Annotated in this window: 13 protein-coding genes; 8 read left to right on the top strand and 5 right to left on the bottom strand. The window is 70.3% G+C overall.

The genetic code is table 11. The features are described from left to right. Nucleotides 1-96: 96 nt before the first annotated feature. From ACFY1J_RS01445 to ACFY1J_RS01430, 4 genes are all read left to right on the top strand, one after another. Nucleotides 97-768: a TetR/AcrR family transcriptional regulator gene (locus tag ACFY1J_RS01445; RefSeq protein ID WP_390706702.1), complete on the top strand. Its 672-nt coding sequence runs from the start codon at nucleotides 97-99 to the stop codon at nucleotides 766-768. Nucleotides 769-887: 119 nt separating this feature from the next. Beyond that, a complete protein-coding gene (locus tag ACFY1J_RS01440; RefSeq protein WP_390730374.1) occupies nucleotides 888-1,838 on the top strand; it encodes a PrsW family intramembrane metalloprotease in 951 nt (316 codons plus the stop codon). 73 nt (nucleotides 1,839-1,911) lie between these two features. Next, nucleotides 1,912-2,151 (top strand): heavy-metal-associated domain-containing protein, encoded by a 240-nt coding sequence (locus ACFY1J_RS01435; RefSeq protein ID WP_316754217.1) that lies wholly within the window; start codon nucleotides 1,912-1,914, stop codon nucleotides 2,149-2,151. Nucleotides 2,152-2,265: 114 nt separating this feature from the next. Beyond that, a complete protein-coding gene (locus ACFY1J_RS01430) occupies nucleotides 2,266-4,539 on the top strand; it encodes a heavy metal translocating P-type ATPase (RefSeq protein WP_390730373.1) in 2,274 nt (757 codons plus the stop codon). A gap of 768 nt (nucleotides 4,540-5,307) precedes the next feature. On the opposite strand, the gene ACFY1J_RS01425 is transcribed toward ACFY1J_RS01430, so the two are convergent. Beyond that, nucleotides 5,308-6,597 (bottom strand): citrate synthase, encoded by a 1,290-nt coding sequence (locus tag ACFY1J_RS01425; protein ID WP_390730372.1) that lies wholly within the window; start codon nucleotides 6,595-6,597, stop codon nucleotides 5,308-5,310. Nucleotides 6,598-6,794: 197 nt separating this feature from the next. Further along, nucleotides 6,795-9,053 (bottom strand): ATP-dependent RecD-like DNA helicase, encoded by a 2,259-nt coding sequence (locus ACFY1J_RS01420; protein ID WP_390730371.1) that lies wholly within the window; start codon nucleotides 9,051-9,053, stop codon nucleotides 6,795-6,797. A 146-nt stretch (nucleotides 9,054-9,199) separates the two neighbouring features. Here ACFY1J_RS01420 and ACFY1J_RS01415 point away from each other — a divergent pair, with 146 nt between their 5' ends. Further along, nucleotides 9,200-10,102: a ribokinase gene (locus ACFY1J_RS01415; protein ID WP_390706706.1), complete on the top strand. Its 903-nt coding sequence runs from the start codon at nucleotides 9,200-9,202 to the stop codon at nucleotides 10,100-10,102. A 244-nt stretch (nucleotides 10,103-10,346) separates the two neighbouring features. Here ACFY1J_RS01415 and ACFY1J_RS01410 read toward each other — a convergent pair whose 3' ends face one another. From ACFY1J_RS01410 to ACFY1J_RS01400, 3 genes are read right to left on the bottom strand one after another with little or no spacing between them, the layout of a single operon-like run. After that, nucleotides 10,347-11,147, bottom strand: coding sequence for a sugar phosphate isomerase/epimerase family protein (locus tag ACFY1J_RS01410; RefSeq protein WP_390730370.1), 801 nt, complete (start codon nucleotides 11,145-11,147; stop codon nucleotides 10,347-10,349). A 29-nt stretch (nucleotides 11,148-11,176) separates the two neighbouring features. Then, the gene (locus ACFY1J_RS01405; protein ID WP_390730369.1) at nucleotides 11,177-12,328 is read right to left on the bottom strand and encodes a dihydrodipicolinate synthase family protein; all 1,152 of its coding nucleotides are present in this window, start codon (nucleotides 12,326-12,328) and stop codon (nucleotides 11,177-11,179) included. Beyond that, on the bottom strand, nucleotides 12,325-13,476 hold the full coding sequence (locus ACFY1J_RS01400; protein WP_390730368.1) for a Gfo/Idh/MocA family protein: 1,152 nt from the start codon (nucleotides 13,474-13,476) through the stop codon (nucleotides 12,325-12,327). The genes ACFY1J_RS01405 and ACFY1J_RS01400 overlap by 4 nt, the downstream gene beginning before the upstream one ends. Before the next feature lie 306 nt (nucleotides 13,477-13,782). Between ACFY1J_RS01400 and ACFY1J_RS01395 the strand changes: the two genes are divergently transcribed. From ACFY1J_RS01395 to ACFY1J_RS01385, 3 genes are all read left to right on the top strand, one after another. Next, nucleotides 13,783-14,829, top strand: a complete 1,047-nt coding sequence (locus ACFY1J_RS01395; protein WP_390706710.1) for a LacI family DNA-binding transcriptional regulator — start codon at nucleotides 13,783-13,785, stop codon at nucleotides 14,827-14,829. Between the two features lie 583 nt (nucleotides 14,830-15,412). After that, entirely contained in the window at nucleotides 15,413-16,345 is a 933-nt protein-coding gene (locus ACFY1J_RS01390; protein ID WP_390730367.1) for a GNAT family N-acetyltransferase, read from the top strand. Between the two features lie 16 nt (nucleotides 16,346-16,361). After that, nucleotides 16,362-17,162, top strand: a complete 801-nt coding sequence (locus ACFY1J_RS01385) for a sugar phosphate isomerase/epimerase family protein (RefSeq protein WP_390730366.1) — start codon at nucleotides 16,362-16,364, stop codon at nucleotides 17,160-17,162. Nucleotides 17,163-17,267 lie beyond the last annotated feature (105 nt).

Genomic DNA, 17,267 nt, shown 5'->3' with positions numbered 1-17,267 from the left:
CCATAGACTGACAAACACGAGAGATCGCTCGCGTTTCTCAAGAATGCGAGCGAGCACTCGCGTTTGTCAATCACGCTCGGAAGCTGGGGATAAGCCGTGCCCGATAAGCCGGGGAAGGAACAGGGCAAGGAGCAGCCGCGCCGCCGCCAGGCCCGCGGCGAGCGGCGCATCGCCCAGTTGCTGGAGGCCGCGGCCTCCGTCTTCTGCACGACCGGCTACACGGCGTCCAGCACCAACGCCATCGCCCGCGAGGCACGCGTCTCGCCGGGCACGCTCTACCAGTTCTTCCCGAACAAGGAAGCGATCGCGATCGAACTGGGCGACCGGCTCATGCACGAGATGCGGGAGACCTACGGCGAGGCGCTCGCGCCGGTCGGCCCCGACACTCCGCTGGAGGAGGCCGTCTCCGCGGCCGTCGACCGCTTCATGGCCTTCAACACCGAGCACCCCGTCTTCTTCGCGCTCATGCACGGCCCCGACATCCCCGGCCGGATGGCCGAGCAGCACGAGGCGCTGCACTCCACCCTCGTCGGCCGCATCGAGGGGCTGATCTCCTCGTACCTCCCCGAGACGCCCCCGGCCGACGTCACACGCACGGCGCAGATCTGCCTCGGCATCTACAAGGCGGGCCTGGAGCTGGTCCTCACCCATGAGGGTGCGCAGCGCGAGGCGTACATCCAGGAAGTGAAGAACGTCCTCATCCGCTATCTGGAGCCCCTGGTCGGCAGCCGACTCGGCGTCAGCGGCGGCGGCCGGGCAGCGACATAGGGAATACATCCGACCAGACGGTCGTATTCACCGTATTCCCCTCGGCCTGCGGCACAAGGAACATCTGCTTAAGGTGCGGATGAATCGCCTCAGCCAGCAGGAGCACGAGGGGACTTGCCGTGACCCACTCTCCGCCGCCCGGCGCACCCCGCGCCCGCATCCCCGGCCCCAAGCAGCCCCCACCGCCCTACCCCCGCATCCGCGCCGGTCTGTGGCGGCGCTGCCTGGCCGGCGGGCTCGGCCTGTGGGTGCTGACCGCGCTGGTGACGTACGCGACGAGGAGCTTCGCGCTGCTGCCCACCCTGATCCTGCTCGGCGGCTTCCTCGTCCCCGTCACCTTCGTGCTCTGGGCCTATGAGCGGCACAGCCGCGACCTGGGGGTCAGTGCGATCCTCGGCTGCCTCCTGGCCGGCGGCGCGCTCGGCGTCCTCGGCGCGTCGGTGATGGAGTACCACCTGCTCCGCCCCTCCCTGTCGCTGTTCGTCGGCGTCGCGCTGACCGAGGAGGCGGCGAAGCTCGGCGCGCTGGTGTTCGTGCTGCGCCGGCAGCCGGGGATCCACGGCACCCGGGCCGGGATGGTGCTCGGCGCGACCGTCGGCCTCGGCTTCGCGGCGCTGGAGAGCGTCGGCTACGCCTTCGACGCGGCCGTCGCCGCCGACGGCGTCGATCTGCGCGCACTGCTCGAAACCGAACTCCTGCGCGGGGTGCTGACGCCTCTCGGGCACGGCCTGTGGACGGCGATCACGGGCGCCGTCCTGCTCTCCCACCGCCGCCCGAACGGCCGCTTCCGGCTCGTCTCCCCGGTCGTCGCCGCCTACGCCGGCGTCTGCCTGCTGCACACCCTGTGGGACTCCACGCACGGCGCGGCGGCCTGGATCGTGGCCCGTCTGGTCGACACCGGACCGGACCGGCAGCCCCTCGCCCAGGGGTACCTCCCCGCGCCCACCGAGGTGCGGGACCACCTCTTCGCGCTCTTCTCGATCGGCGGTCTGGTGCTCGTGTCGCTGCTCGGCGTCGGCTGGGCGGGCGCGCTGGCACGCCGGGACATCCCTTGGAGAGGTACCCCCTAGGGGTATAGTCTGAGGAATGAGGGCCTCATCGTGGGTCCCACCGGCCTCACACGCCTCGACGAGGAGCAACAACATGACCACCCAGACCGACACCCCGGGCTCCGTCACCACCGTCTACAAGGTGAGCGGGATGAGCTGCGGACACTGCGAGGGCTCCGTCTCCAGTGAGATCTCCGAGATCCCCGGCGTCGACTCGGTGAAGGCCGTCGCCTCCACCGGCGAGGTCACCGTGGTCTCCGCCGCCCCGCTCGACGAGGAGGCCGTCCGCGCCGCCGTCGACGAGGCCGGCTTCGAGCTCGTCGGCAAGGCCTGACCCTCCGGGCCCGGCACAGCGAGCGGGGCCCGAAACCTTTCGCCTCCGACCGGGCCGTACCGACCAGCTGATACTGGCTTCCGTACGGTCCGGTCCGATGTCTGGAGTCCGGACATGACCAGCAGCACCACAGATACGACCAGCGGCACCACGGATACGCCGATACACACCGGGACCGCCGAGGTCGAGCTCGTCATCGGAGGGATGACCTGCGCCTCCTGCGCCGCCCGGGTCGAGAAGAAGCTCAACCGGATGGACGGGGTCACCGCCACGGTGAACTACGCGACGGAGAAGGCGAAGGTCTCGTACGCCGATGGCGTGCAGGTCGCCGATCTGATCGCCACCGTGGTGAAGACGGGGTACACGGCCGAGGAGCCCCCGCCGCCGCTCCCCGAACCCGAGGCCGGGCCCGAGAACGCGGAAGCGCCCGAGGCGGACCCCGAACTCACCGCCCTCCGTCACCGTCTGCTGGTCTCCGTCCTGCTCGCCGCCCCGGTGGTGCTGCTGGCCATGGTCCCGGCGCTGCAGTTCGACAACTGGCAGTGGCTCTCACTCACCCTCGCGGCCCCGGTCGTCGTCTGGGGCGGTCTGCCCTTCCACCGCGCGGCGTGGACCAACGCCCGGCACGGCGCCGCCACCATGGACACGCTCGTCTCGGTGGGCACGCTGGCCGCGTTCGGCTGGTCGCTGTGGGCGCTGTTCTTCGGCGACGCGGGCATGCCGGGCATGCACGACGAGTTCCGGTTCACCGTCTCCCGCATGGACGGCGCGTCCACCATCTACCTGGAGGTCGCCGCCGGAGTCGTCGCGCTGATCCTGCTCGGCCGCTATCTGGAGGCCCGCTCCAAGCGGCGCGCCGGGGCGGCGCTGCGGGCGCTGATGGAGCTGGGCGCCAAGGACGTCGCCGTCCTGCGGGACGGCCGTGAGGTGCGTGTTCCGGTGGCCTCCCTGGCGGTCGGCGACCGGTTCGTCGTACGGCCCGGCGAGAAGATCGCCACCGACGGCACCGTGGTCGAGGGCGTGTCCGCGGTCGACGCCGCCATGCTGACCGGTGAGTCGGTGCCGGTGGACGTGTCGGTCGGCTCCACCGTGACGGGCGCGACGGTCAACGCCGGGGGCCGGCTGGTCGTCGAGGCGACCCGGGTCGGCGCGGACACCCAGCTCTCGCGGATGGCGAAGCTGGTGGAAGACGCGCAGAACGGCAAGGCGGAGGTGCAGCGGCTGGCCGACCGGGTCTCGGCGGTGTTCGTGCCGGTGGTCATCCTCATCGCGCTGGGTACGTTCGGCGTGTGGCTCGGCGTCACCGGGGACAGCGTGGCCGCCTTCACCGCGGCCGTCGCCGTGCTGATCATCGCCTGCCCGTGCGCGCTGGGCCTGGCCACGCCGACCGCACTGATGGTCGGCACCGGCCGGGGCGCCCAGCTCGGCATCCTGATCAAGGGCCCGGAGGTCCTGGAGTCCACGCGCCGCGTCGACACGGTCGTCCTGGACAAGACCGGCACGGTCACCACCGGCCGGATGACCCTCCAGGAGGTGTACGCCGCCGAGGGCACCGACGAGAAGGAGCTGCTGCGGCTCGCGGGCGCCCTGGAGCACGCCTCCGAGCACCCGGTCGCCCGGGCGGTCGCGGCGGGCGCCGAGAAGCGTGTCGGGACGCTGCCGGACGTCGAGCACTTCGAGAACGTCCCCGGGCGGGGCGTACGCGGGCGCGTGGCGGGCCGTGAGGTGGCCGTGGGCCGCCTTTTCGAGACACTTCCGGAGGATGTGGCCCACGCCCGGGACGAGGCCGAGAAGGGCGGTCGTACGGCCGTCGTGGTCGGCTGGGACGGAACGGCTCGCGGCGTTCTCGCCGTCGCCGACGCGGTCAAGCAGACCAGCGCGGAGGCGGTGCGCGAGCTGCGCGCGCTCGGACTCACGCCGGTGCTGCTCACCGGGGACAACCGGGCGGTGGCCGAGACGGTCGCGCGTGCCGTGGGGATCGACGAGGTGATCGCCGAGGTGCTGCCCGAGGACAAGGTGGCGGTCGTACGACGGCTGCAGGGCGAGGGGCGGACGGTCGCCATGGTGGGTGACGGCGTCAACGACGCGGCCGCGCTCGCCACCGCCGATCTGGGTCTTGCGATGGGGACCGGTACGGACGCGGCGATCGAGGCGGGCGATCTGACGCTGGTGCGGGGGGATCTGCGGGTGGCCGCGGATGCCATCCGGCTGTCGCGGCGGACGCTGAGCACGATCAAGGGCAACCTGGTGTGGGCGTTCGGCTACAACGTCGCCGCGCTGCCGCTGGCCGCGGCCGGGCTGCTGAACCCGATGATCGCGGGGGCGGCGATGGCCTTCTCGTCGGTGTTCGTGGTGACGAACAGCCTCCGTCTCCGTACGTTCCGCTGAAGTTACCGACAGTACGGCCAAGTCGAAGTAAGAGTCCCCCTAGAGACCAACGCGCGCCTCACATAAGCTCTTCACAAGGCTCGCGCATCATCCTTACGCTTGGGCTTCGATCGTCGTATCGGGGCTCTTGCGTATCTAACGGACATATGCAAGAGACGCAGATCACAGTGATGTGAACGTAACCATCGAAGGGGTTCGAAGGTCTAAGTTGGCGATGTCGTACAGCGTCTTGGGGGGCGTTGGACGGCATCTGGGGATGTCTTGGGGGACTTCCTCAGAAATGCGTTGCCGGGGCGCGTACTTCGGGAAGCTTTGAGCGGCCCTCCCGATCCGTACGGGTCCCGGCAGATCGCACCGCATCACTGGAGCACGACGGAGTACGGCGAGTTCTGCTCGTTGTGCTCAAACAGCGATTCAGGCGCTGTCCTCGCAAGCGCCCGGCCGGATCCCGTGGGGGGAATCCGCACCGGGACATGGGAAGGCGCCCTGGTCGTCGGCCCGTGGGGGGACCGACGCTCCAGGGCGCCTTCTGTCTGTCCTTCTCTTTACGGCGCTTCGCCGCCGCGGCGCCGCGAAACGGCGCCCCTCACCGGCGGGCATCAGCGCTCCTCGGCGGAACGACAGCGGGCTCCGCCGCATCCGCGACCATTCCCACCCGGGGACCCGAAGCCCCCGGGGCACCGGAGCCGACGGAGCACCAACCCAGCGGCGGGAGCCTCAGCCCAGTGGCAGGGGCACCGGTGGATCGGCGCCCCTCACCGGCAGGTGTCAGCGTTCCTCGACCGGGATGAAGTCGCGCTCCACCACGCCCGTGTAGATCTGGCGCGGGCGGCCGATGCGCGAGCCCGGCTCCTTGATCATCTCGTGCCACTGGGCGATCCAGCCCGGCAGCCGGCCGAGGGCGAACAGGACCGTGAACATCTCGGTCGGGAAGCCCATGGCCCGGTAGATCAGACCGGTGTAGAAGTCGACGTTCGGGTAGAGGTTGCGCGAGACGAAGTAGTCGTCGGAGAGCGCGTGCTCCTCCAGCTTCAGCGCGATGTCCAGCAGCTCGTCGGACTTGCCGAGGGCGGAGAGGACATCGTGCGCGGCGGCCTTGATGATCTTGGCGCGCGGGTCGAAGGACTTGTACACCCGGTGGCCGAAGCCCATCAGGCGGACGCCGTCCTCCTTGTTCTTCACCTTGCGGATGAAGGAGTCGACGTCGCCGCCGTTCACCTGGATGCCCTCCAGCATCTCCAGGACGGACTGGTTGGCGCCGCCGTGCAGCGGGCCCCACAGGGCGGAGATGCCGGCCGAGATCGACGCGAACATGTTCGCCTGCGACGAGCCGACCAGGCGAACCGTCGACGTCGAGCAGTTCTGCTCGTGGTCGGCGTGCAGGATGAGCAGCTTGTCGAGCGCGGAGACGACGACCGGGTCCAGGTCGTAGTCCTGCGCCGGGACCGAGAAGGTCATACGGAGGAAGTTCTCGACGTAGCCGAGGTCGTTGCGCGGGTAGACGAACGGGTGACCGATCGACTTCTTGTACGCGTAGGCCGCGATCGTCGGGAGCTTGGCGAGCAGACGGATCGTCGAGAGGTTGCGCTGCTTCTCGTCGAAGGGGTTGTGGCTGTCCTGGTAGAAGGTGGACAGCGCCGAGACGACCGACGACAGCATCGCCATCGGGTGGGCGTCGCGCGGGAAGCCCTTGTAGAAGTTCTTGACGTCCTCGTGCAGCAGGGTGTGCTGCGTGATGTCGTTCTGGAAGGAGGTGAGCTCGTCGATGGTCGGCAGCTCACCGTTGATCAGCAGATAGGCCACCTCGAGGAAGGTGGAGCGCTCGGCCAGCTGCTCGATCGGGTAGCCGCGGTACCGGAGGATGCCCGCCTCGCCGTCGAGGTAGGTGATCGCGGATTTATAGGCGGCGGTGTTGCCGTAGCCGCTGTCCAGAGTCACCAGACCGGTCTGGGCGCGGAGCTTCCCGATGTCGAAGCCCTTGTCGCCGACGGTGCTGTCGATCACCGGGTAGGTGTACTCGCCGTCGCCGTACCGCAGTACTACAGAGTTGTCGCTCACGTCTTCCCTCACCGACGTAGTGCCTCATCTTCGAGGTGCCCTGACTGTCTCTACCATCCCCCATTTGGCTCAGGAGAGTGCACTCGGGGTCGACCATTGGGCCTACTGGCGGCACTCAGTGCCGCCAACCTGCTCATCCTGCCCGGTTGTTTCCCCATCTGGAAGTGCTCTGTGACCTTCGCGACTCATTTGATCGATCATTTCTTGGGATCGAGCCGGAAGTCCAGTGCCGTACAGCGTCGCCCGGCCGACACCGTGCGCACCGCCTGGCCGATCGCCTTGCGTGAACCGACGAGGACGACCAGCTTCTTGGCGCGCGTGACCGCCGTGTAGAGGAGGTTGCGCTGCAGCATCATCCAGGCACCCGTGGTGACCGGGATCACCACCGCCGGATACTCACTGCCCTGCGAGCGGTGGATGGTCACCGCATACGCATGCGCCAGTTCGTCCAGCTCGTCGAATTCGTACGGAACCTCCTCGTCCTCGTCCGTCAGCACCGTGAGGCGCTGGTCGACCGGGTCGAGCGAGGTGACCACGCCCACGGTGCCGTTGAAGACACCGTTCTTGCCCTTCTCGTAATTGTTGCGAATCTGGGTCACCTTGTCGCCGACCCGGAAGACCCGGCCGCCGAACCGCTTCTCGGGCAGGTCGGGGCGGCCGGGCGTGATGGCCTGCTGGAGCAGGCCGTTGAGCGTGCCGGCGCCCGCGGGGCCGCGGTGCATGGGCGCCAGGACCTGGACGTCCCGGCGCGGGTCGAGACCGAACTTGGCCGGAACACGCCGGGCCGCCACATCCACGGTGAGCCGCCCCGCCTCCTCTGTGTCGTCCTCGACGAAGAGGAAGAAGTCCTTCATCCCGTCGGTGAGCGGATGCTGCCCCGCGTTGATCCGGTGCGCGTTGGTCACCACCCCGGACTGCTGCGCCTGACGGAAGACCCGGGTCAGACGGACCGCCGGGATCGGGCTGCGGTCGGCCAGCAGATCCCTCAGCACCTCGCCCGCGCCCACGCTGGGCAGCTGGTCCACGTCCCCCACGAACAGCAGATGGGCCCCCGGAGCCACCGCCTTGACCAGCTTGTTGGCGAGCAGCAGGTCCAGCATGGAGGCCTCGTCCACCACCACCAGGTCGGCCTCCAGCGGACGGTCCTTGTCGTACGCCGCGTCGCCGCCCGGCTTGAGTTCGAGGAGCCGGTGGACGGTGGACGCCTCCGCTCCGGTCAGCTCGGCCAGGCGCTTGGCGGCCCGGCCGGTGGGCGCGGCGAGCACGACCCTGGCCTTCTTGGCGCGGGCCAGCTCCACGATCGAGCGGACCGTGAAGGACTTGCCGCAGCCGGGCCCGCCGGTCAGGACGGCGACCTTCTCGGTCAGCGCCAGCTTGACCGCGGCCTCCTGCTCCGGGGCGAGCTCGGCACCGGTACGGGACTTCAGCCAGCCCAGCGCCTTCTCCCAGGTCACGTCCCGGAAGCCGGGCATCCGGTCCTCGTCGGTGCGCAGCAGGCGCAACAGCTGGGCGGCGAGGGAGAGTTCGGCGCGGTGGAAGGGGACGAGGTAGACGGCGGTGACGGGCTCGCCGCCGTCCGGGCCCGGGACCTTCTCCCGTACGACACCGGGGTCGGACCCGTCCTCGGGCGGCTCCGCCAGCTCGCCGAGGCACTCGATGACCAGCCCGGTGTCGACCTGCAGCAGCTTCACCGCGTCGGCGATGAGCCGCTCCTCGGGCAGATAGCAGTTCCCCTGGTCGGCGGATTGCGAGAGCGCGTACTGCAGTCCGGCCTTGACGCGCTCCGGGCTGTCGTGCGGGATGCCGACGGACTGGGCGATCTTGTCGGCGGTGAGGAAGCCGATGCCCCAGACGTCGGCGGCCAGTCGGTACGGCTGGTTCTTCACGACCGAGATCGAGGCGTCGCCGTACTTCTTGTAGATGCGCACCGCGATGGACGTCGAGACCTCCACCGTCTGCAGGAAGAGCATGACCTCCTTGATCGCCTTCTGCTCCTCCCAGGCGTCGGCGATCTTCCTGGTCCGCTTGGGCCCCAGGCCGGGGACCTCGATCAGCCGCTTGGGCTCCTCCTCGATGATCCGCAGGGTGTCCATGCCGAAGTGCTGGGTGATGCGGTCGGCGAAGACCGGTCCGATGCCCTTGACCAGCCCGGACCCGAGGTAGCGCCGGATGCCCTGGACCGTGGCCGGCAGGACCGTCGTGTAGTTCTCGACGGTGAACTGCTTGCCGTACTGGGGATGAGAGCCCCAGCGGCCCTCCATGCGCAGGGACTCGCCGACCTGGGCGCCGAGCAGCGCGCCGACGACGGTGAGGAGATCACCGGCGCCTCTGCCGGCGTCGACCCGGGCGACCGTGTAGCCGTTCTCCTCATTGGCATACGTGATCCGTTCGAGCACGCCTTCCAGCGTGGCCGATCGCCGCTCCCCGGGCTGGGCAGCCCCCGCCTGATTGGACATGATCCGACGCTACAGGGGGCCTGTGACAGTCCGGGAAGCCCGCGGGCAACGGGCGGGAAGTGCAGGCGCGCTATACACGTCCGAGGTACCGCGCTCTTCGTCGCAACAGTCGCAACAGTCGGAACAGTCGGAACAGGAGCCCTCACATGTACGACTACGACCTCCTGGTCGTGGGATCGGCCAACGCCGACCTGGTGATAGGTGTCGAGCGGCGTCCCGGCGCCGGAGAGACGGTGCTCGGCAAAGACCTGGCCGTCCACCCCGGCGGCAAGGGCGCCAACCAGGCGGTCGCGGCCGCCCGGCTCGGGGCCCGTACGGCCCTGCTGGCCCGGGTCGGGGACGACGCCCACGGCCGACTGCTCCTGGAGTCGCAGCGGGCGGCCGGTGTCGACACGGTGGGCGTGCTGGTCGGCGGCGCGCCGACCGGGGTCGCGCTGATCACGGTGGACCCGTCCGGGGACAACAGCATCGTGGTGTCGCCGGGCGCGAACGGCCGGCTGACGCCGACGGACATACGGGCTGCCGGGAGCCTCTTCCACGCCTCCCGGGTGGTGTCGGCGCAGCTGGAGATCCCGCTGGAGACGGTCGTGGAGGTCGTACGCAGTCTCGCCCCCGACGGCCGCTTCGTCCTGAACCCTTCTCCGCCGCGCCCGCTCCCGGCCGAGGTGCTGGCCGCCTGCAACCCGCTGATCGTGAACGAGCACGAGGCGAAGGTCGTCCTGGGGGACGCCTGTGTGAGCGAGAAGCCCGAGGACTGGGCGCGGCTGCTGCTGGCGAAGGGCCCGCGGTCGGTGGTCGTGACGCTGGGCGCGGAGGGCGCGCTGGTGGCCGACGCCCAGGGCGTGGCGCGTGTCCCGTCGGTGAAGGTGGCCGCGGTGGACACCACCGGCGCGGGCGACGCGTTCACCGCGGCACTGGCCTGGCGCCTGGGGACGGGCGCGTCCCTCACGGAGGCGGCGGCCTATGCGGCCCGCGTGGGAGCCGCCGCCGTAACGAAGCGGGGCGCACAGGAGTCGTTCCCGACGGCAGAAGAGGTCGCGAGGCTCTGAGAGAGGTCGCGAGGCTCTGAGAGGGAGGCGCCGGACACTTGGGCAGGCGTCGGACAGCTTCGAGGGGGCCCGATCCGTCGATCGGGCCCCCTCGGCTCTTCCCCTCCGTATCAGAACCCCCGCGATCCCCCCGGATCCCCCTCCAGAAGCCCTGACTCCAAGTACGACACGGCAGGTGGGAGAAGGGTTGTACGGGAATTCCAAGATTTTTTCAGCCGAGGGGCGCCGCACGTCGGCCACGTGCTCATTGGAACACGTGTTCAATGAACCGCGCCGCCGTCTCCGCGAGCACCTCTCGTCCGTCCCGTGCCCACAACTCCTCGTTGAACAGCTCGACCTCGATGGGACCGGTGTAGCCGGCCGCCGCCACGTACCGCGTCCACTCCCGCATGTCGATCGAGCCGTCCCCGAGCTGCCCGCGTCCGTTGAGGACGCCCTGCGGCAACGGGGTGGTCCAGTCGGCGAGTTGGAAGCTGTGGATACGGCCGCCCGCGCCCGCCCGCTCGATCTGCGCGGGCGCCGAGTCGTCCCACCAGATGTGGTACGTGTCCACTGTGACGCCCACCTGGTGCGCGGGGAAGCGTTCCGCGAGGTCCAGGGCCTGGGCGAGGGTGGAGACCACACAGCGGTCGGAGGCGTACATCGGGTGGAGGGCCTCGATGGCCAGCCGTACACCCCGGGACTCCGCGTACGGGCCCAGTTCCGCGAGCGCGTCCCCGATGCACTCGCGGGCGCCGTGCAGGTCCCGGGAGCCGGACGGGAGGCCGCCCGAGACCAGCACCAGGGTGTCCGTGCCGAGCGCGGCCGCCTCGTCGACGGCACGGCGGTTGTCGGCAAGGGCGACGGCACGCGCGTCCGGGTCGACGGCCGTGAAGAAGCCGCCCCGGCACAGGGTGGTCACCGTCAGGCCCGCGTCACGGACGAGCTTCGTGGTCTCCTCCAGGCCGTACGTCTGCACGGGCTCCCGCCACAGGCCGACGTTGCCGACGCCCAGCTCGCGGCAGGCGTCGACCAGTTCGGGCATCGACAGCTGCCTCACGGTCATCTGGTTGATGCTGAAACGCTCAAGACCGGTCACTGGTTCACCCCGTACAGACAGAGCAGACTCTTCATCCGCTCCTCCGCGAGCTTCGGGTCCGGGAACAGACCGAGGCCGTCGGCGAGTTCGTAGGCGCGGGCGAAGTGCGGCAGGGAGCGGGCCGACTGGAGGCCGCCGACCATCGTGAAGTGCGCCTGGTGCCCCGCGAGCCAGGCCAGGAAGACGACCCCGGTCTTGTAGAAGCGGGTCGGGGCCCGGAAGAGGTGGCGGGACAACTCGACGGTCGGGTCGAGCAGTTCACGGAAGCCGGCCCGGTCGCCCGTGTCGAGGACCCGGACCGCCTGCGCCGCCAGGGGACCGAGCGGGTCGAAGATGCCGAGCAGTGCGTGGCTGAAGCCCTTCTCGTCGCCCGCGATCAGTTCGGGGTAGTTGAAGTCGTCTCCGGTGTAGCAGCGCACGCCCTGCGGGAGCCGGCGGCGCAGATCGATCTCCCGCTGGGCGTCCAGCAGGGAGATCTTGATTCCGTCGACCTTGTCCGGGTGCGCGGCGACGACCTCCAGGAAGGTGCCAGTGGCGGCGTCGAGGTCGGCCGACCCCCAGTAGCCCTCCAGCGCCGGGTCGAACATCGGCCCGAGCCAGTGCAGGATCACCGGTTCGGAGGCCTGCCGCAGGAGATGGCCGTACACCTCCTGGTAGTCCTCGGGCCCTTCGGCGGCCGCCGCCAGCGCCCGCGAGGCCATCACGATCGCCTGCGCCCCGGACTCCTCGACGAGCGCGAGCTGCTCCTCGTACGCCGCGCGGATCTCCACGAGTGACCCGCCGGCGATCTGATCGGTGCCGACTCCGCAGGCGATCCGCCCGCCGGCCGCCTTCGCCTCGGCGGCGGACCGCCGGATCAGCTCGGCCGCACCCGCCCAGTCCAGTCCCATTCCGCGCTGGGCGGTGTCCATGGCCTCGGCGACGCCCAGCCCGTGCGACCACAGATGGCGGCGGAAGGCGAGGGTGGCGTCCCAGTCGACAGCGGCCGGCGAGTCGGGCGACACGTCGGCGAACGGATCGGCGACGACATGCGCGGCAGAGAAGACCGTACGGGAGGTGAACGGAGCACCCGAAGCAAGCGCGAGCGGCTCCGCACGAGGCTCGTGGGCCCGCAACCGACCACCAGGTCCAGGGAGTCGAATGGTCACAGCGAGATCTCCGGGACGTCGAGACGGCGGCCCTCGGCCGAGGACTTCAGGCCCAGTTCGGCGAGCTGGACGCCACGGGCTCCGGCGAGCAGGTCCCAGTGGTACGGCGCATCGGCGTACACGTGCTTCAGGAACAGCTCCCACTGCGCCTTGAAGCCGTTGTCGAACTCGGCGTTGTCCGGCACCTCCTGCCACTGGTCGCGGAAGACCTCGGTGGCGGGGACGTCCGGGTCCCACACGGGCTTGGGGGTGGCGGACCGGTGCTGGACGCGGCAGTTGCGCAGCCCGGCGACGGCCGACCCCAGCGTCCCGTCGACCTGGAACTCGACGAGTTCGTCCCGGTTGACCCGCACCGCCCAGGAGGAGTTGATCTGGGCGACGGCACCGCCCTCCAGCTCGAAGATGCCGTACGCGGCGTCGTCAGCGGTGGCGTCGTAGGGCTTGCCGTCCTCGTCCCAGCGCTGCGGAACATGCGTGGCGGCGAGCGCCTGCACGGACACAACCCGCCCAAAAAGCCCATGCAGCACATACTCCCAGTGCGGGAACATGTCGACGACGATGCCGCCGCCGTCCTCGGCACGGTAGTTCCAGGAGGGCCGCTGGGCCGACTGCCAGTCGCCCTCGAAGACCCAGTATCCGAACTCGCCCCGGACGGACAGGATCCGCCCGAAGAAGCCGCCGTCGATGAGCCGCTTCAGCTTGAGCAGCCCCGGCAGGAAGATCTTGTCCTGTACGACACCGTGCTTGATCCCCTTCTCGTGGGCGAGGCGGGCGAGTTCGAGGGCGCCCTCCAGCCCTGTGGCGGTGGGCTTCTCGGTGTAGATGTGCTTGCCCGCGGCGACGGCCCGCTCGATGGCCTCCTCGCGGGCGGAGGTGACCTGGGCGTCGAAGTAGATGTCGACGGTCGGGTCGGCGAGGACCGCGTCCACGTCCGTCGACCAGTGTTCCAGCCCGTGCCGCTCGGCGATCTCGCGCAGGGCGTGCCCGCGGCGGCCGACGAGGATCGGCTCCGGCCACAGCACGGTGCCGTCGCCGAGGTCGAGGCCGCCCTGGTCGCGCAGGGCGAGGATCGACCGGACGAGGTGCTGGCGGTAACCCATACGCCCGGTCACGCCGTTCATGGCGATACGCACGGTCTTGCGTGTCACGTCATTCCCTTCGTAGGCGTTCGACGCCTGGATACCGGTCTTCTCTTGCCTTCCCCGGCACTACTGGTAGACCGCACAGCAAGCGCTTTCTACCACAGGAGAAGCTAGCCTCTGACCCATGGTCCGGACAAGGCCGTGTCCACATCGAGTTGTTCGAGGGGGCGAACAAGAGGGGTCCTGGGCCGTAAGGTCTGCTCGAACTGCACAAAACCGTGGCCGTGGAACCGTGACCCGTGCGCGGCCTGTGTATGACGACGTACGCCGCACGTGGACGTACGACGAGAAGCGCGACCGGAGGACGACGAGATGACGGTGACCCTGGCGGACGTGGCGGCCCGCGCCCAGGTCTCGCCCGCGACGGTGTCGCGCGTGCTGAACGGCAACTATCCCGTGGCCGCCTCCACGCGGGAGCGGGTGCTGCGGGCGGTCGACGAGCTGGACTACGTCCTCAACGGCCCGGCGAGCGCCCTCGCGGCGGCGACCTCGGACCTGGTCGGCATTCTGGTCAACGACATCGCGGACCCCTTCTTCGGCATCATGGCGAGCGCGATCCAGGGCGAGATCGGCGGCCCCGGCGGCCGCGCGGGCGGCGAGAGGCTGGCGGTCGTCTGCAACACCGGAGGCTCCCCGGAGCGCGAACTGACCTATCTGACCCTGCTCCAGCGGCAGCGGGCCGCGGCGGTGATCCTGACGGGCGGCGCGGTGGAGGACGAACCGCACGCGGCCACCATGACGGCCAAGCTCCGCAAACTGACGGAGGCCGGAACACGGGTGGTCCTGTGCGGGCGCCCGCCGGCCCCCGGCACCCAGGCCATCGCCCTCACCTTCGACAACCGCGGCGGCGCCCGCCAGCTGACCGAGCACCTGATCGGCCTGGGCCACCGCCGCCTCGGCTACATCGCCGGCCCCGAGGAGCGGACCACGACCCGCCACCGGCTGGAGGGACACCGGGCGGCACTGGAGGCGGCAGGCATCGAGGAGGACGCGCGCTGGACAGTCCACGGCCGCTACGACCGCCGGTCGGGCTACGAGGCGACGCTCGAACTGCTGCGCAGGGACCCGTCCCTGACGGCGGTGGTGGCCGCGAACGACTCCGTCGCCCTGGGCGCCTGCGCGGCCCTGCGCGACTCCGGCCGCCGCATCCCCGAGGACGTCTCGGTGGCGGGCTTCGACGACCTGCCCTTCAGCCTCGACGCGGTACCGTCCCTGACGACGGTACGCCTCCCCCTCTCCGAGGCCGGAGCCCGAGCGGGCCGCATCGCAATGGGCCGAGAGGAACCCCCGCCCGGCGGAATCGCAACGGTACGCGGAGAACTGATGGTCCGAGCCTCCTCCGGAGTACCGCGGGCCTAGCACCGCCGCACCCCACGACTCGGTCCGCCCTGCCCACTCCAACAGAGACGGAGTGGAAGCTCTGGGCCACCCACACCCCCACCGCCCTGCCCCTCCCCGACCCCCACCTGACCCATTCCTTCCACTCACACCCCTGCATGTGACCGGTGGGGCCGATGTGACGTGAGAGGCGGGGGGGCGCGGGCGGGCGCCGGCGTCGGGGACGCGCCACCACCCACCACCCGCACCCACCCACCGACCGCAAGCCGCCAGCCCACCCGGCGTGCAGGCGAGGCGCCGACGCGCCCCACCACCCCGGCCCAGAACGCAGCCCACCCAAGGGCCCGACCCACCCAAGCCGGCCACTTTCCCTCGGCCGCCCGCTCGCTTCTCACCCGTGCTTCCGCGGCCCTGGTCAAGGGTGACCCGCAGGGTCATCGCCGAAGGCGACGCGGAGCGACAGCGGAGCGCCCGACCATGCTGCGGTTGCGGCCGTACACCCAAGCCGGTCCTAGCCCCGGCATGGACGCCCCCCGCCCCCGTGCCCTAGCCTCGAACCGGCGGTATCTCTGACTGAGTCAAGTATCCGGGGGGCCGAGCGATCATGAGTGTTCAGGACATCCGTGCCTTCAACCGCTTCTACACGAACGTCATCGGCGCCCTCGACTACGGCCGCCACCTCTACGCCCCCTACACCCTCACCGAGTCCCGTGTCCTGTACGAGCTGGCGCACTCCCCTCGTACCGACGCGGCCGATCTGCGCTTCGAACTCTCGTTGGACGCCGGTTACTTGAGCCGGATCCTGAACAAGTTCGAGCAGGACGGGCTGGTCGAGCGCTCGGCCTCCGAGAGGGATCCGCGGCGGCGGCGCATCTCGCTCACCCCGCGGGGGCGGGAGGCCGCCGAGCTGCTCGACGAGCGGGCCCGGGAGAGCGTCGGCTCGCTGCTCGGCACGGTGCGCCCCGGTGACCGGCCGCGCCTCGCGGAGGCGATGCGGACCATCCGTACCCTCCTGGGAGATGAGAACACCCCAGGCCGGGGCGAGGTCGTGCTGCGCGAGCCCGGTCCCGGTGACCTCGGCTGGATCGTGCAGCGCAACGCCGCACTGTACGCCGCCGAATACGGCTGGAACGCGGACTACGAAGGGCTGGTCGCGCGTATCGTCGCCGACTTCGCGCAGGACCACGACCCGCATCTGGAGCGGGTGTGGATCGCCGAGCTGGGCGGGCGGCCCGTGGGATGCGTGATGTGCGTACGGGACGAAGCCCCGGCCACCGCCCGCCTCCGCCTCCTCCTCGTCGAGCCCGACGCGCGCGGGCTCGGCATCGGCGACCGGCTCGTCGAGGCCGTCATCGACTTCGCGCGCGGTGTCGGCTACCGCGAGCTGGTCCTGTGGACCAACGACGTCCTCTCCGCCGCCCGCCGTATCTACCAGCGCCATGGCTTCGCCCTGGTCACCGAGACGGCCCACCGCTCCTTCGGCAAGGATCTGACGGGACAGGACTGGCGTCTGGATCTGCACGGATCGGGCGATTGACGAGTAGGGTCCACATATGAAGCTCGCCTTCTCCACCCTCGGTGTTCCCGGTCTGCCCGTACCTGAGGTACTGGCGCTCGCGACCGCGCACGGCTATCACGGCGTCGAGCTGCGCACCCACCCGGAGGAGCCGGTGCACATCGGCCTCGGACCGGACGAACGGACCGATGTGGCCGCCGAGTTCAAGGCGGCGGGGATCGAGATCATGGGCATCGCCGGGTACACGCGCGTCGCCGCGCCGGGTGACGACGAGCCCGTGCTCGACGAGCTCCGCGGGCTCCTCGATCTCGCCCATGACCTGGGCGCCCCCTTCGTCCGGGTCTTCCCGGGCGCCGCCCCCGACCAACCCCGGGACGAGGCCGACGCCACGGCCGCCCGGCGGCTGGGCACCGCCGCCGAGCACGCCTCCGCCCTCGGCGTCCGCATCCTGCTCGAAACCCATGACTCGCACCGCACCGGCGCCGACGCGATCCGCATCCTGGGCCGGGTCGGCCACCGCCAGGTCGGCGCGCTGTGGGACGTGATGCACACCTGGCTGGGCGGCGAGCAGCCCTCGGAGTCCTACGCGGCACTCGCCCCGTATCTCGGATACGTCCAGGTCAAGGACATCGCCTCGGCCGACGACACCACCCCGCTGCCGCTCGGCGCCGGGGTGCTGCCGCTCACCGAGTGCGTGGACGTGCTCTGCCGGCACAGCTGGGAGGGCTGGCTGTGCTGGGAGTACGAGAAGCGGTGGTACGAGGCGGCACCGCCGCTTCCGGAGCTGCTGGGCAAGGGCCGGGACCATCTCGCACGACTGCTCACCGACGCCGCCTGAGACTCCCTCTCCTCCGAACCCTCCCCTCCCCCTCCCCGAACAACCGGGCCCGGTAATTGGTTGGCCCGCCCCGCAGCCCCGCGGTTAGCCTCCCCCGGTGACTCA

The sequence above is a fragment of the Streptomyces sp. NPDC001406 genome, assembly GCF_042895285.1.
Lineage (GTDB): Bacteria > Actinomycetota > Actinomycetes > Streptomycetales > Streptomycetaceae > Streptomyces.
This window is presented reverse-complemented; position numbering and strand designations above follow the sequence as displayed.

Excerpts from the sequence above, each read along its gene's own strand:
- ACFY1J_RS01390 (WP_390730367.1), top strand. The coding sequence starts at position 15,413 with ATGAGTGTTCAGGACATCCGTGCCTTCAACCGCTTCTACACGAACGTC.
- ACFY1J_RS01410 (WP_390730370.1), bottom strand. The coding sequence starts at position 11,147 with ATGACCGTGAGGCAGCTGTCGATGCCCGAACTGGTCGACGCCTGCCGC.
- ACFY1J_RS01420 (WP_390730371.1), bottom strand. The coding sequence starts at position 9,053 with ATGTCCAATCAGGCGGGGGCTGCCCAGCCCGGGGAGCGGCGATCGGCC.
- ACFY1J_RS01395 (WP_390706710.1), top strand. The coding sequence starts at position 13,783 with ATGACGGTGACCCTGGCGGACGTGGCGGCCCGCGCCCAGGTCTCGCCC.
- ACFY1J_RS01430 (WP_390730373.1), top strand. The coding sequence starts at position 2,266 with ATGACCAGCAGCACCACAGATACGACCAGCGGCACCACGGATACGCCG.
- ACFY1J_RS01385 (WP_390730366.1), top strand. The coding sequence starts at position 16,362 with ATGAAGCTCGCCTTCTCCACCCTCGGTGTTCCCGGTCTGCCCGTACCT.
- ACFY1J_RS01415 (WP_390706706.1), top strand. The coding sequence starts at position 9,200 with ATGTACGACTACGACCTCCTGGTCGTGGGATCGGCCAACGCCGACCTG.
- ACFY1J_RS01435 (WP_316754217.1), top strand. The coding sequence starts at position 1,912 with ATGACCACCCAGACCGACACCCCGGGCTCCGTCACCACCGTCTACAAG.